Annotated in this window: 10 protein-coding genes; 6 read left to right on the top strand and 4 right to left on the bottom strand. The window is 48.8% G+C overall.

What is annotated here, in order from left to right; genetic code table 11:
• From cydD to ald, 3 genes are all read right to left on the bottom strand, one after another.
• The gene (gene cydD / locus HER31_RS07095; RefSeq protein ID WP_168659916.1) at positions 1-1,686 is read right to left on the bottom strand and encodes a heme ABC transporter permease/ATP-binding protein CydD; all 1,686 of its coding nucleotides are present in this window, start codon (positions 1,684-1,686) and stop codon (positions 1-3) included.
• A gap of 55 nt (positions 1,687-1,741) precedes the next feature.
• Positions 1,742-2,701 (bottom strand): thioredoxin-disulfide reductase, encoded by a 960-nt coding sequence (gene trxB, locus HER31_RS07090; RefSeq protein WP_168659915.1) that lies wholly within the window; start codon positions 2,699-2,701, stop codon positions 1,742-1,744.
• A gap of 109 nt (positions 2,702-2,810) precedes the next feature.
• On the bottom strand, positions 2,811-3,929 hold the full coding sequence (ald, locus tag HER31_RS07085; protein ID WP_168659914.1) for an alanine dehydrogenase: 1,119 nt from the start codon (positions 3,927-3,929) through the stop codon (positions 2,811-2,813).
• 180 nt (positions 3,930-4,109) lie between these two features.
• Here ald and lrp point away from each other — a divergent pair, with 180 nt between their 5' ends.
• The 6 genes from lrp (at position 4,110) to serS (ending at position 11,592) form a co-directional block, all read left to right on the top strand.
• Entirely contained in the window at positions 4,110-4,610 is a 501-nt protein-coding gene (gene lrp / locus HER31_RS07080; protein WP_168659913.1) for a leucine-responsive transcriptional regulator Lrp, read from the top strand.
• Between the two features lie 186 nt (positions 4,611-4,796).
• The gene (locus HER31_RS07075; RefSeq protein ID WP_168659912.1) at positions 4,797-7,358 is read left to right on the top strand and encodes a DNA translocase FtsK; all 2,562 of its coding nucleotides are present in this window, start codon (positions 4,797-4,799) and stop codon (positions 7,356-7,358) included.
• Positions 7,351-7,944, top strand: coding sequence for an outer membrane lipoprotein periplasmic chaperone LolA (gene lolA / locus HER31_RS07070; RefSeq protein ID WP_168659911.1), 594 nt, complete (start codon positions 7,351-7,353; stop codon positions 7,942-7,944). Before HER31_RS07075 ends, lolA begins: the two co-directional genes overlap by 8 nt.
• A complete protein-coding gene (locus HER31_RS07065; protein WP_168659910.1) occupies positions 7,944-9,272 on the top strand; it encodes a replication-associated recombination protein A in 1,329 nt (442 codons plus the stop codon). The genes lolA and HER31_RS07065 overlap by 1 nt, the downstream gene beginning before the upstream one ends.
• The gene (crcB, locus tag HER31_RS07060; RefSeq protein ID WP_168659909.1) at positions 9,265-9,639 is read left to right on the top strand and encodes a fluoride efflux transporter CrcB; all 375 of its coding nucleotides are present in this window, start codon (positions 9,265-9,267) and stop codon (positions 9,637-9,639) included. The genes HER31_RS07065 and crcB overlap by 8 nt, the downstream gene beginning before the upstream one ends.
• 663 nt (positions 9,640-10,302) lie before the next feature.
• Positions 10,303-11,592, top strand: coding sequence for a serine--tRNA ligase (gene serS, locus HER31_RS07055; RefSeq protein ID WP_168659908.1), 1,290 nt, complete (start codon positions 10,303-10,305; stop codon positions 11,590-11,592).
• A 465-nt stretch (positions 11,593-12,057) separates the two neighbouring features.
• Here serS and pyk read toward each other — a convergent pair whose 3' ends face one another.
• Positions 12,058-13,494 (bottom strand): pyruvate kinase, encoded by a 1,437-nt coding sequence (gene pyk, locus HER31_RS07050; protein WP_168659907.1) that lies wholly within the window; start codon positions 13,492-13,494, stop codon positions 12,058-12,060.
• Positions 13,495-13,677: the final 183 nt, after the last annotated feature.

Genomic DNA, 13,677 nt, shown 5'->3' with positions numbered 1-13,677 from the left:
CTACGCATCCTCTCTTGGCGTCATGATTACCGTATTATCGGCTTGGGTTAATTGAGTCGCGCGGTGGCTGATGGTTATAACTGTTCGGCCTCGGCTAAAGTGAACTAAGCTCTGTGCCACTAGCTGCTCGCTGTGTTGATCAAGGCTGGCTGTTGGCTCGTCCATCAGTAATAGCGATGTTGGCTTCAGCATGGTGCGGGCTAATGCAATTCGTTGGATCTGACCAACCGAAAGGCCAGCACCATTGTCATCGAGTACGTAGTTCAGTTGCTGCGGTAATTCGCTTACAAACGGTGCGGCGTGTGAACGATTCAACGCCTGCCATAATTGCTCATCTGTCGCTTCTGGCGCGGCTAAGCGGAGGTTGTCGGCGATTGAGGCCGCGATCAGCAGCGGGCTTTGCCCTAACCAAGTGATCTCTTTCATAATCCAATGCGGATCAATGGCGTGAACTTCAGTGCCGTTGATGGTCAGGCTGCCGTCATAGGGTAAGACCCCCATAATGGCCTGCATTAATGAGGTTTTGCCACAGCCAGTTTGACCACCAATAGCAAGGGTGCTCTGGGCATCAACGCGAAACGACAGCGGATTGGTTAATGGAGTTTGGTCAAGCGCCTTAACCACGACATCATGAGCTTCAATAGTTATCTTGCCGTCAAACTCGGGTTGTAACAGCGACCTTTTATCCGGCTCAGCGGTTTGTAAAAACTGTTGAATGGAATCGGCAGCACCAACGGCTTCGGCCTTGGCATGGTAATAGGTGCCTAAGTCGCGGAATGGCTGGAAGAACTCTGGCGCTAAAAACAGCACCAACAAGCCGCTGAATAAACTAATACCACGATCATAGTGACCGAAGTCTAGTTCACCGAGGTAGCTAAAACCGAAGTAAACCGCAATCAGCGCAATCGATACTGAGGCGAAAAATTCGAGCACTGCCGAGGACATAAAGGCCATGCGCAGCACTTCCATGGTGCGCTGTCGAAATAGATCCGCAGCGTGGTCCATCTTTTCGCCTTCCGCTTCAAGGCGTTGGTATTGGCGCAGGGTTGCAATGCCCTTCAAGCGATCAAGAAAATGGCCTGATAAGCGCGACAACGCCACAAAGTTGCGTTTATTGGCATCGGCCGCCCCCATGCCTACTAGGGCCATAAACATTATGGTTAATGGTGCGGTGGTCACAAAGATTGCCACCGCGGCCCAGTTGGTCGGCAGGATCATCATAATGATGGTGATAGGGATGATCATCACCAGTCGCATCTGCACGATATAGCGGCTGTAATAATCGTTAACCTTCTCTACCTGCTCAAACATCATGCTGGTCCAGCTGCCTGCCGCGCGCTGTTGAATATAGGCTGGGCCAAGAGAGGCAAATTTTTGCAGCATCTGTTCCCGCAAGTGGCGACGGATCACGGCGCCGGCCTTAAAGCCAAGTCGCTCCTTGGCCCACACAGTGAGCGCGCGGGCAGGGGTGAGCAAAAATAACACTACAATATTCGTGGTGAAGTCGCTAAGCGGTTGTTGCTCGATAATAAGCCCATGAAGCAGGGCGGCGAGGAGCCACGCTTGCATCACAATAAATACCGCGTTTGCGGAACCCGCTATTACAGCGAGAAATAACCACCGCTGACCTAAATAGGCGTATTGGCGTAACCATCTAAGGTTACGTTGTTCAGAAGGTTTATCCATATCACTCAAACAAAAGCGGGGGCCGAAGCCCCCAAGAATAGAAATGCGAGTTAGATCACTGTTGTGCTAGCGCATCGAGGTATTTTTCAGCATCCAATGCGGCCATACAACCGGTTCCGGCTGAAGTAATTGCTTGACGGTAGATGTGATCCATCACATCACCAGCAGCGAAGATACCAGCAACCGAGGTTTGTGTTGCGTTGCCTTCCGAGCCGCTTTGTACCTTTAAGTAGCCATCTTTCATCTCGAGTTGGCCAGCAAAGATATCAGTATTTGGACTGTGGCCAATGGCGACGAATACACCGTCAACCGTTAACTCTTCCGTACCGCCTGAGTTGGTGTCTTTAATGCGTGCACCGGTAACACCCATCTGATCACCTAGCACTTCATCTAAGGTACGATCGGTATGAAGAACGATGTTACCGTTTTCAACCTTATCCATTAGCCGCTTAATAAGAATTTTTTCTGCACGAAAACTATCACGGCGATGAACCAAGTGGACCTCAGACGCGATGTTTGACAAGTACAGAGCCTCTTCAACAGCAGTGTTGCCGCCACCAATAACCGCTACTGGCTTGTTGCGGTAGAAGAACCCATCACAGGTTGCACAGGCGGATACGCCACGGCCCTTAAACGCTTCTTCTGACTCAAGACCAAGGTATTTAGCGCTGGCACCGGTACAGATGATTAATGCATCACAGGTGTACTCGGCACTGTCGCCCTTCAAACGAAATGGACGGGTTGAGGTGTCAACTTCATTAATGTGGTCGAATAAAATCTCAGTTTCAAAGCGCTCTGCGTGTTGCTGCATGCGCTCCATCAAAGCTGGGCCAGTAAGATCGGCGGCATCGCCAGGCCAATTTTCTACTTCGGTGGTGGTGGTTAACTGACCACCTTGTTGCATGCCAGTGATCAGTACCGGCTTAAGATTGGCACGGGCGGCGTAAACGGCAGCGGTATATCCCGCAGGGCCGGAGCCTAAAATAAGTAGTGGGCAGTGTTTTACGTCGCTCATGGGCAACTCCATGGTGTTCAATAAGGTCTGCAGGGATTGTAAGGAAAAGCCCTGATAAAAGAAACGGGAGCATGAGCTCCCGTTTTATCGATTTAAGCGATGAGCATAATCAGGCTTTTACTGCAGTCGCTGCATCGTGGTGTGGGTAACCCAGTGCCTCAGCAACTTCGATACAGGTGATTTTACCGTCGATAACGTTTAGACCGTTCATTAGATGTTGATCGTCAAGTAAGGCTTGTTTATAGCCTTTTTCAGCTAATGAGATGATGTAAGGCAACGTGGCGTTGTTAAGTGCGAATGTTGAGGTGCGAGGCACTGCCCCAGGCATGTTGGCAACACAGTAGTGCACTACGTCATCGACGATGTATACCGGATCTTGGTGAGTAGTAGCCTTTGAGGTTTCGGCACAACCGCCTTGATCGATGGCAACATCAACGATTGCCGCGCCAGCTTTCATTTTGCTGATGTGATCGCGGGTAATCAATTTTGGAGCTGCTGCGCCAGGAATAAGAACACCACCAATCACTAAGTCTGCCTCGATAATGTGCTTTTCCAGTGCTTCTGCAGTGGAATAGATTACCTTGGCACGGTTCTCAAACTGGGCGTTGAGAGAACGCAGTACGTTAACGTTGCGGTCGAGAATGGTCACATCCGCGCCCATTCCAACGGCCATTAACGCCGAGTTACGGCCAACCATGCCACCACCAATTACTACCACTTTTGCGGGTTCAACACCTGGAACACCGCCAAGTAGCATGCCGCGGCCTTGATTCGATTTTTCTAATGCTTGGGCGCCGGCTTGAATAGACATGCGACCTGCAACTTCAGACATTGGCGCCAAAAGTGGTAGACCACCGTGGTTATCGGTGACAGTTTCGTAGGCAATACAGATGGCGCCACTGGCAACTAAATCTTCGGTTTGCGGGGCGTCTGGAGCTAGGTGGAGGTAGGTAAATAGGATCTGGCCTTGGCGGAGCATGGCTCGCTCAACTGCTTGGGGCTCTTTTACCTTAACGATCATCTCTGCTTTTGCGAACACCGATGCGGCGTCTGCGTATATCTCAGCACCTGCATCTACATAATCTTTATCGGCAAAACCAATGCCGATACCGGCTTGAGATTGCACAATGACTTGATGGCCTCGCTGGGTCAATTCACGCACGCTGGCTGGTACCATGCCAACCCGGTATTCGTGGTTTTTGATCTCTTTTGGAACACCGACAATCATTTTGTATCCTTCCTTTAGACATTAGTTACATGAATGTGACTGTGAATCACAAATTATGTGATGTTTTACTTGGTGTTAGCAGCAAAATCAGTATAATCAGCTCATGGGAGTTTTTCTCCCACTAAATTTGCGTATAGATGGAACTTTATACTGCGTTTTTGAAGGCCTAAGGAAGTAAATATGGCATATAACAAGAAAAAGCCGTTGAAAGAACTTGATCGGATAGACCGTAACATCCTAAATGAACTGCAAAAGGATGGACGTATCTCTAACGTTGAACTCTCTAAGCGAGTTGGACTCAGTCCCACACCTTGTTTAGAACGTGTTAAACGATTGGAGCGTCAGGGGTTTATTCTTGGCTACACCGCTCAAGTAAACCCGCACTATCTCGGTGCTTCGTTGTTGGTTTATGTGGAAATTTCACTGAACCGCGATAACCCAGATGTATTCGATGAATTTAACCAAGCAGTAATGTTGCTCGAAGACGTTCAAGAGTGTCATTTGGTCTCTGGTGATTTCGACTATTTGCTAAAAACGCGTGTAAGCGACATGACCGCTTACCGTCGATTACTTTCCGAAACGCTTTTAAAGCTGCCTTCTGTCAAAGACACTCGGACTTACGTGGTGATGGAAGAGGTAAAGCAGACCAGTCGCGTTCAGATTGCATCACCAACTATCTAAACCACTGTTGCCACCTATACAAAAAGCGCCCAATTGGGCGCTTTTTTGTTAGTTCAGTTAGCGCGAAGAGGATAGGGCAATGCAAGCACTGAGTTGGTTTGATAAAGTAGGCTAATAATCAGTTTCAGTTACTTGTAAAACAGCAGCTTGAATACTCGCCAAGCCCCAACGGACTAGGAATACAGCTTGTCAGAATCTAAACTCAATCCGCTCAGCTGGATTCAACGGCTATGCCACGTCGGATTAATCACTACTACCTTTGTTTCCTGCTTTGTCCTATTTGCCTTGGCGACTTATTACCCAACCGATCCAGGTTGGAGCCAGGTCGCGTGGGGTACCACGACGTTGAATGCGATGGGGCTTGCTGGTGCTTGGGTTGCAGATGCATTGTTATTCACCTTCGGTTTAACCGCATTTGTTATTCCATTTGTGGTCGCAGCTATTGGTTGGCTTACGTTTCATCAAGCCCGTCATTTGGTTAGTCTCGATTATTTCTCCATCAGTTTACGGATCATTGGCTTTCTTATGATCGCCTGTAGTGTTGCTGCCTTGGCAGCTTTAAACGCTGATGATATCCACTACTTTTCTGCTGGTGGTTTGGTTGGAGACATCATTGCAGAAGCGATGCTGCCAATCTTCAATTTCATCGGCACCACGCTTATCCTACTGACCTTTATTGCTTCAGGCTTTACCTTGGTTACTGGCCTATCTTGGGTAACCGTTGCCGAGTGGATCGGTGCGTTATGTATTGGCGCCGCACTTTGGCTTTATCGCTTGCCGACCCACTTCGCGCAGGAAGCAGCAGATAGTGAAGATACCCAAGAGTTTTTAGAGGTGGTAGAGGAGTTCCAAGCGCCGACGAAGTCAAGCAAGGCGAGTAAGTTGCCCCCTAAGGCTGAACCATTGATGCCACAGCCAGTTAACGCTACTCCTGCCTCAGTCGTTGATATTGATAGCGATGATAGCCAAGATAAGTCAGAACTATCTGAGGAACCACTAAGCTCAACTGAGTTTGTGCCTCCGTGGGCACAGCAAGCTGAACAACATGAGCCATCTTTTAGCGCGATTGATGATGATGTCGATGTCGACAATAACAACACCATCAACATCGATGATGTCGAAATTGAGCCCGCTATCCAAGCCAATGCAACTATGACAGCGCACACTAATGAGCCTCAAATTGAGAGCTATTTAGCTGATGCCATCGCTAAACAGCAGCCAACAGTTGCTACACCAGTAGTACCAGTACCAACGACGCCAATGCCCACCCTCGAACTATTGGACCGACCAAATAAGAGCGAAAACCCAATCAGTCGAGAGGAGTTGGATGGCATCGCCCGTTTGGTCGAAGCGAAACTGCTCGACTTTAACATTGTTGCCACTGTAGTTGATGTTCACCCCGGGCCAGTGATCACGCGTTTTGAGCTCGATCTCGCTCCTGGTGTTAAGGTTTCCAAGATTACCAACCTTGCAAAGGATTTGGCTCGAGCGCTGTCGGCAGTATCAGTACGCGTGGTCGAGGTGATCCCTGGTAAATCGGTGATTGGTTTAGAGTTGCCGAATAAACATCGAGAAGTGGTGTACCTATGGGATGTAATTGGCTCGCCGCGCTTTGTTGATAATCAATCACCACTGACGATGGTGTTAGGTCAGGATATTTCTGGCCAAGCGGTGGTGGTAGATCTGGCTAAGATGCCGCACTTGTTGGTGGCCGGTACTACCGGCTCTGGTAAGTCAGTTGGTGTTAACGTGATGATTGTCAGCTTGTTGTACAAGTCGACACCTGAAGACGTTCGATTGATCATGATCGATCCAAAGATGCTTGAATTGTCGGTATATGAAGGCATTCCACATCTGTTGTGTGAAGTGGTTACCGATATGAAAGAAGCCTCTAATGCACTGCGCTGGTGTGTTGGTGAAATGGAACGTCGGTACAAGTTAATGTCAGCTTTAGGTGTACGAAACCTCAAAGGTTACAATGCCAAGGTACTTGGCGCTAAAGCAGCAGGTAATCCCATCAAGGACCCGTTTTGGAAACCGGAACAGTCGATGGAAACCGAAGCGCCAGATTTAGAAAAGTTACCTGCTATTGTGGTGGTAGTAGATGAATTTGCCGACATGATGATGATCGTGGGTAAAAAGGTTGAGGAGCTCATTGCTCGAATCGCGCAGAAGGCACGAGCGGCAGGTATTCACTTGATCCTCGCAACTCAGCGTCCATCAGTTGACGTAATTACCGGTTTGATTAAAGCCAACATTCCAACTCGAATCGCTTTTCAGGTATCCAGTCGTATCGATTCTCGAACTATTCTTGATCAACAAGGTGCAGAGCAGCTATTGGGGCAGGGTGACATGCTTTACTTGCCACCGGGTAATAGCGTGCCAACGCGGGTTCATGGCGCCTTTGTTGATGACCATGAAGTACATAAGGTCGTAGCAGACTGGAGTGCGCGCGCAAAGCCGGTTTACGTAGATGAGATCCTTAACGGTGAAAGTGGTGGAGAAACCGTGTTGTTGCCTGGCGAAAGTGCCGAAGCTGACTCTGAACAAGATCCGCTTTATGACGAGGCTGTGGGCTTTGTCATCGAAAGTCGACGTGCTTCAATCTCTAGTGTGCAGCGCAAACTAAAGGTTGGTTACAATCGTGCTGCACGTTTAGTTGAACAGATGGAAGTTGCTGGAATCGTAAGTAAACCTGCTCATAACGGTAACCGAGAAGTCTTGGTTCCAGGAAGAAGTAATGATTAAACATTTACCCTTGTTGGCCATGCTGCCAGCAGTAGCATTGGCAGATATTGGTGCAGAACAACTACAAGCTAAGTTGGCTGAGGTTCCTCAGTTTAGTGCCAGTTTTAGCCAACAAGCCTTCGATTTTGATAACCAACTAGTGCAGCAAAGTACTGGTTCGGTAGCGATGAAAGCGCCACTTAAATTTCACTGGCAACAACTTGATCCTGACGAACTGCTCTTAGTTTCTGACGGTGACTCGGTGTGGTATTTCGATCCATTCGTTGAACAAGTAACCATCAGCGCCATTGATGATGTTCTGCAGCAAACACCGCTGCCGTTGTTGTCCAGCCGTGACCCCGAATTATGGGCACAGTGGCAAGTGACCGCCCATGGTGACTGCTTCGAGCTAAGAAGTGCCGTTCAAGCTGGCATTGAGATGAAGGTTTGTTTTGCTGGTGATGCGATAGAAACAATGCAGTTAATTGACGGGCAGGGTAACCGTACCCTGATGACATTAACTGACTTCTCGAGTGAGATTAGCGAAGTGATTAATTTTGACTTCGTTACCCCCGATGGCACATTTATTGATGACCAGCGCCACTAATGAGCAGCATGAGTTTTGATTTTGCGCCGGATTTTCGGCCATTGGCTGCACGCATGCGTCCCCGAGATCTGGGTGAATACATCGGTCAAACTCACTTATTGCAAGAGGGAAAGCCGCTGCGCCGAGCACTCGAGGCGGGGCGACCGCACTCGATGTTACTTTGGGGACCTCCAGGAACTGGTAAAACTACATTGGCAGAGATTGTTGCCAGCAGCTGTAATGCACACGTTGAACGGATCTCCGCCGTGACCTCTGGGGTAAAAGAGATCCGCGCCGCGATTGACCAAGCCAAACAAGTGGCGTCGATGCATGGGCGGCGCACATTATTGTTTGTTGACGAAGTTCATCGGTTCAATAAATCGCAACAGGATGCATTTTTGCCGCATATCGAGGACGGCACCGTCATTTTTATCGGTGCAACAACAGAGAATCCTTCGTTTGAAGTGAATAATGCACTGTTGTCGAGGGCGCGGGTGCACCTAATCAAAAAGCTTACTGTTGATGAAATAGTCCAGATCATTAAGCAGGCGCTTGACGATAAACAACGCGGCTTAGGCAAGGAACAGCTGGTTGTTGGAGATGATGTAGCATTGGCATTAGCCAAGCATGTTGATGGCGATGCACGACGGGCGCTTAACCTGCTCGAGATGATGGCAGAACTAACTGACGACAAAACCTTAACCGTAGCGCAGCTTGCTGAAGTAGCCGGCGAGCCCGTGGCACGTTTCGATAACAAAGGCGATCACTACTACGACCTAATATCGGCGGTTCATAAATCGGTTCGTGGCAGTGACCCTGATGGTGCTCTGTATTGGTACGCCCGCATACTTGCCGGTGGCGGTGATCCTTTATATGTTGCTCGCCGGTTACTTGCGATCGCATCGGAGGATATTGGCAATGCAGATCCGCGCGCGATGGAGGTTGCCCTTAATGCGTGGGATTGCTTCCATCGTGTTGGCCCCGGTGAAGGCGAACGTGCGATCGCACAAGCGGTGATCTATTGTGCTTGTGCACCGAAAAGTAATGCCGTCTACACCGCCTTTGGTGCCGCCGTTCAACTGGCTAAAGATACCTCTGAGTTGGAGGTGCCGACCCACCTGCGTAATGCACCAACTAAGCTTCTCAAAGAAATGGGCCATGGTGAGGATTACCGCTATGCCCACCTGGAAGAGGGGGCCTACGCCGCTGGCGAAGTATATCTACCTGAGGCATTAGCTGGAGTAAAGTTATACCAACCAACCGATCGCGGCTTGGAAAAGAAGATCAGCGATAAGCTGGAGCGTCTGCAACAGTTAAATCAAACCAGCGAGCTAAAACGCTATGAATAATCTGATTGCGGTAGCATGCGGTGGCGCCATTGGAGCGAGCCTTCGCTACGGTGCTTCGCTATTGGCGCTACGCTTGTTCGGCACTACTTTTCCATACGGCACCTTGATTGTTAATTGCTTAGGTTCGTTGCTAATGGGCGCACTGTACGCGCTGTCGATGAGTACCGATTTACCCCCTAGCGTTAAAGCTTTTATTGGTGTCGGAATGCTCGGCGCACTAACCACCTTTTCAACCTTCGCCAACGAGTCACTATTGTTGTTTCAGGCGGGTGATTGGCTTAAAGCAGGGCTAAATATTGTCCTCAATGTTGCGATCTGTCTGGCTATGGTTGCACTGGGTCAGCACTTTATCGCTTCCAATACCTAGTAAGCGGCTTCAACTTTATCGCGCGGTTATTCTGTTGCTGGGCGTTAAGCGCAATGGCAACAATAACTTTCCCAGCTATTGGCGCCCATTTGTTAGGCTATTTACCCACTAAGTGTTGTTCTTCTGCGGCATTGAAGCAGTCCAGCGAAGCGTTTTGGAATGCGACCTAAGGCAAGGGGGGATTGCAAAGGGGGCGAAGCTCCCCGCTAATGCATACAAGAATCTGCGGTCGGCATCGCGACATCGAGCCTCTCAAACACCACAGCCAAAAGCTTGAGGTAAATCTCAACAGCTAACTACGACAAAGCCCAAGAATGTGCCGTCGCCACCGCGACATCGTCCCCAAAAACACCGAAATCGGTAGAGCCGAAGGCTTAATGTAAACCTCAACACTCAACTGCGATAGCGCCATTTGTTATCGTTGTTATTAGCGGGGCAGAGCCGATTGCAGTCGCTGTGATTGTCTCAATATTTATACTCGCGCAAATGCCATTGGCGATTGGATATATGTGAGGCGACGCACCGGTCGTCGTGATGTATGCATCATGCTTTCTGTGATAAAATCGCTTAACAATATGGAATTCCTGTTGAGGACTTTTATTTAGGTAGAGTGATTTACCTGAAGTTAAGTCTTACCAACCACATACAAAAGAAAATTCGAATATGTTAGATAGCAAACTTTTGCGTAATGACGTAGCGCAAATCGCTGAGCGATTAGCGAGCCGTGGCTTCATCCTTGATGTGACTCGCCTTAATGAATTAGAAGAGCGCCGTAAGTCGCTACAGGTTGAAACCGAACAGTTACAAGCTGATCGAAACAGTCGTTCTAAGTCGATTGGTCAGGCAAAAGCACGTGGGGAAGACATTGCCCCATTGTTGGCAGAAGTATCTAACATGGGCGAACAGCTGGATCAGAAAAAATCTGATTTGAACGCGTTAATGGCAGAAATTGATAGCGTTGCTGCTGCAATTCCAAACCTGCCAGCGGAAGATGTACCAGTTGGCGCAGATGAAGACGAAAATGTCGAAGTGTTGAAGTGGGGCACCCCAAAGCAATACGACTTTGAAGTTAAGGATCACGTTGATCTAGGCGAAGCACTGAATGGCTTAGATTTTGCCATGGGCGCAAAGCTATCCGGTGCTCGCTTTACTGTTATGCGTGGTCAAATTGCTCGCATGCACCGTGCCTTAGCTGCGTTTATGCTGGACTTACATACCACTGAGCACGGCTACACCGAAATGTACGTTCCGTATTTGGTAAACCCAGATAGCCTGTATGGTACTGGCCAGCTGCCTAAATTCGGTGAAGACCTGTTCCACACCGAAAAGCTGGGTGAAGACAACGACCGTCGTTTGTCGTTGATCCCAACCGCTGAAGTGCCACTGACTAACTTTGCGCGCAACGAGATCCTCGACGAATCGCAGTTACCAGTGAAGATGACTGCTCACACCCCGTGTTTCCGCTCAGAAGCAGGCAGTGCTGGTCGTGATACCCGTGGTCTTATCCGTCAGCATCAGTTTGATAAAGTTGAATTGGTTCAGCTGGTTAAGCCAGAAGATTCAATGGAAGCGCTAGAGCAACTGACTGGCCAAGCAGAAAAAGTTCTGCAGTTATTGGAACTGCCTTACCGTAAAGTGATTCTGTGTACTGGCGATATGGGCTTTGGCTCTGCCAAAACCTACGATTTGGAAGTGTGGGTACCTAGCCAAAACACCTACCGCGAGATCTCCTCATGCTCTAACATGATGGATTTTCAAGCTCGCCGTATGATGGCTCGTTTCCGTCGTCAAGGCAGCAAGAAGCCTGAACTATTACACACCTTAAACGGCTCTGGTTTGGCCGTAGGTCGTACCTTGGTAGCAGTGCTGGAAAACAACCAGCTTGAAGATGGTCGTATTGAAGTGCCGCAGGCATTACAAAGCTACATGGGTGGCTTAACGCACATCGGTTAATACCGGTTACAGAATTGAAGGGAGAAGCTTGTTAGCTTCTCCCTTTTTTATGGCTGTGTCACACAGTTAAGTGTTGAGGTTTATATCAAGCCTTCGGCTGTACCGATTGCAGTACTCTTAAGGGGCTATGTCGCGGAGACGACGGCACATTCTTGTATGCAAAAGGGGGAGCTTCGCCCCCTTTGCAATCCCCTTGCATTAGGTCGCTGTCCAAAACCCTTCGCTCGACTGCTCCAATGCGGCAGAAGATCAATAGCGGTAGTGCTTTCTTCTTTGTCTCGCGACTCGCCTAGCCAGTGCTTTAACTTTATTAGAAAGAACAACACTTAATTGGTACACAGCCTTTTATATATTTATTCGCATGAGTAGTGAAACTACCTTTATTTGTACCACTGCAGTTAACTTAAAGCATAAAAAAGCCCGCAGATGCGGGCTTTGTTAATTTGGAACAACTAACTCATTTACTTAGGCTACGGTAACAATTTTGCAAGTGTTGGTGCCGCCTACGGTTTCCATGCTGTCACCCATGGTCACGATAACCAAGTCGCCACTACCGATAATGCCGGTAGCCTTTACCGCTTCTAAAGCGGCGCTGGCGACGGCATCGCCAGAGTACTGAGTTGAATCAAAGTGTACTGGGCTAACACCACGAACCAGTGCCATGCAGTTAAGCGACTCTTGATGGCGGCTTAACGCAACGATTGGTAGATTCGAGGTAATGCGGCTCATCAATTTAGGAGTGGTACCAGATTCGGTCAATGCGACGATAGCTTTAACACCCGGTAGGTGGTTAGCGGCGTACATTGTCGCCATCGCTACTGTTTCTTCGGTACCGGAGAATGAATCATCAAGACGGTGTTTCGAAACGGTAACACTTGGGTGTTTCTCGGCGCCCAAACAAACCTTAGACATTGCCATTACCGTTTCTTCAGGGAAGTCACCGGCAGCGGTTTCAGCAGATAACATCACCGCATCAGTGCCATCAAGAACGGCGTTTGCCACATCCATAACTTCAGCGCGAGTTGGCATTGGCGAGCTGATCATCGACTCCATCATTTGGGTCGCAGTAATCACCACCTTGTTTAATTGACGAGAGCGGGAGATCAGTTTCTTTTGAACCCCGACCAACTCAGGATCACCAATCTCAACACCGAGATCGCCACGGGCTACCATTACCACGTCAGAGGCCTTAATTACATCGTCCATTGCAGCTTCATCAGCAACCGCTTCAGCACGTTCAACCTTTGAAACAATGCCAGCAAACAAACCTGCATCAGCAGCCAGCTTACGAGCATAATCAAGATCGGCTCCGGTACGTGGGAACGATACAGCTAAATAGTCAACTTGGATCTGAGCGGCGGTTAGAATGTCGGCTTTGTCTTTTTCAGTTAGCGCTGGAGCAGAAAGGCCTCCGCCAAGCTTGTTGATACCTTTGTTGTTAGACAGAGGGCCACCAACCGTAACCGAGGTGTAGACCTTGTTGCCGTCGACTCGTTCTACTCGCAGCTGAACTCGGCCATCGTCGAGCATCAAGATATCACCAGGTACAACATCTTTAGGTAACTCTTTGTAGTCCAGACCGACTTGATGTTGATCACCGACGCCTTTACCCAAATCCGAGTCGAGCAAAAACTTATCGCCAATAGCGAGTTGAATTTTACCATCTTTAAAGGTCGATACGCGGATCTTAGGACCCTGCAGATCCCCTAAGATAGCAACATGTTTGCCGTGTTTTTTTGCAAGTTCGCGCACGTCGTTAGCGCGGCTAATGTGATCTTCCGGACTGCCGTGTGAAAAGTTCATCCGAACGACGTTTGCACCTGCCAAAATGATCTTTTCGAGATTACCATCACGATCGGTTGCTGGACCTAAAGTAGTGACGATTTTGGTTCTTCTAAGCATCTTGCTCTCCGTTATACCGGTTCAACTGGACTAAAGTTGAAAGTAAAAGTCAATAATGTAAAAAACTTACGAAATGGTGACGTTAGACTGCGCTAGCTGCAATGCAGGTATCTTATTTTAATTAGTTTAGTTGGCAAATCTGATAGTGTGGCGGCAAGCGTACTTGCCGCTGTCATAGATGTG

This window comes from Ferrimonas lipolytica, assembly GCF_012295575.1.
Taxonomy (GTDB): Bacteria; Pseudomonadota; Gammaproteobacteria; order Enterobacterales; family Shewanellaceae; genus Ferrimonas; species Ferrimonas lipolytica.
This window is presented reverse-complemented; position numbering and strand designations above follow the sequence as displayed.

Excerpts from the sequence above, each read along its gene's own strand:
- cydD (WP_168659916.1), bottom strand. The coding sequence starts at position 1,686 with ATGGATAAACCTTCTGAACAACGTAACCTTAGATGGTTACGCCAATAC.
- trxB (WP_168659915.1), bottom strand. The coding sequence starts at position 2,701 with ATGAGCGACGTAAAACACTGCCCACTACTTATTTTAGGCTCCGGCCCT.
- ald (WP_168659914.1), bottom strand. The coding sequence starts at position 3,929 with ATGATTGTCGGTGTTCCAAAAGAGATCAAAAACCACGAATACCGGGTT.
- lrp (WP_168659913.1), top strand. The coding sequence starts at position 4,110 with ATGGCATATAACAAGAAAAAGCCGTTGAAAGAACTTGATCGGATAGAC.
- lolA (WP_168659911.1), top strand. The coding sequence starts at position 7,351 with ATGATTAAACATTTACCCTTGTTGGCCATGCTGCCAGCAGTAGCATTG.
- HER31_RS07065 (WP_168659910.1), top strand. The coding sequence starts at position 7,944 with ATGAGCAGCATGAGTTTTGATTTTGCGCCGGATTTTCGGCCATTGGCT.
- crcB (WP_168659909.1), top strand. The coding sequence starts at position 9,265 with ATGAATAATCTGATTGCGGTAGCATGCGGTGGCGCCATTGGAGCGAGC.
- serS (WP_168659908.1), top strand. The coding sequence starts at position 10,303 with ATGTTAGATAGCAAACTTTTGCGTAATGACGTAGCGCAAATCGCTGAG.
- pyk (WP_168659907.1), bottom strand. The coding sequence starts at position 13,494 with ATGCTTAGAAGAACCAAAATCGTCACTACTTTAGGTCCAGCAACCGAT.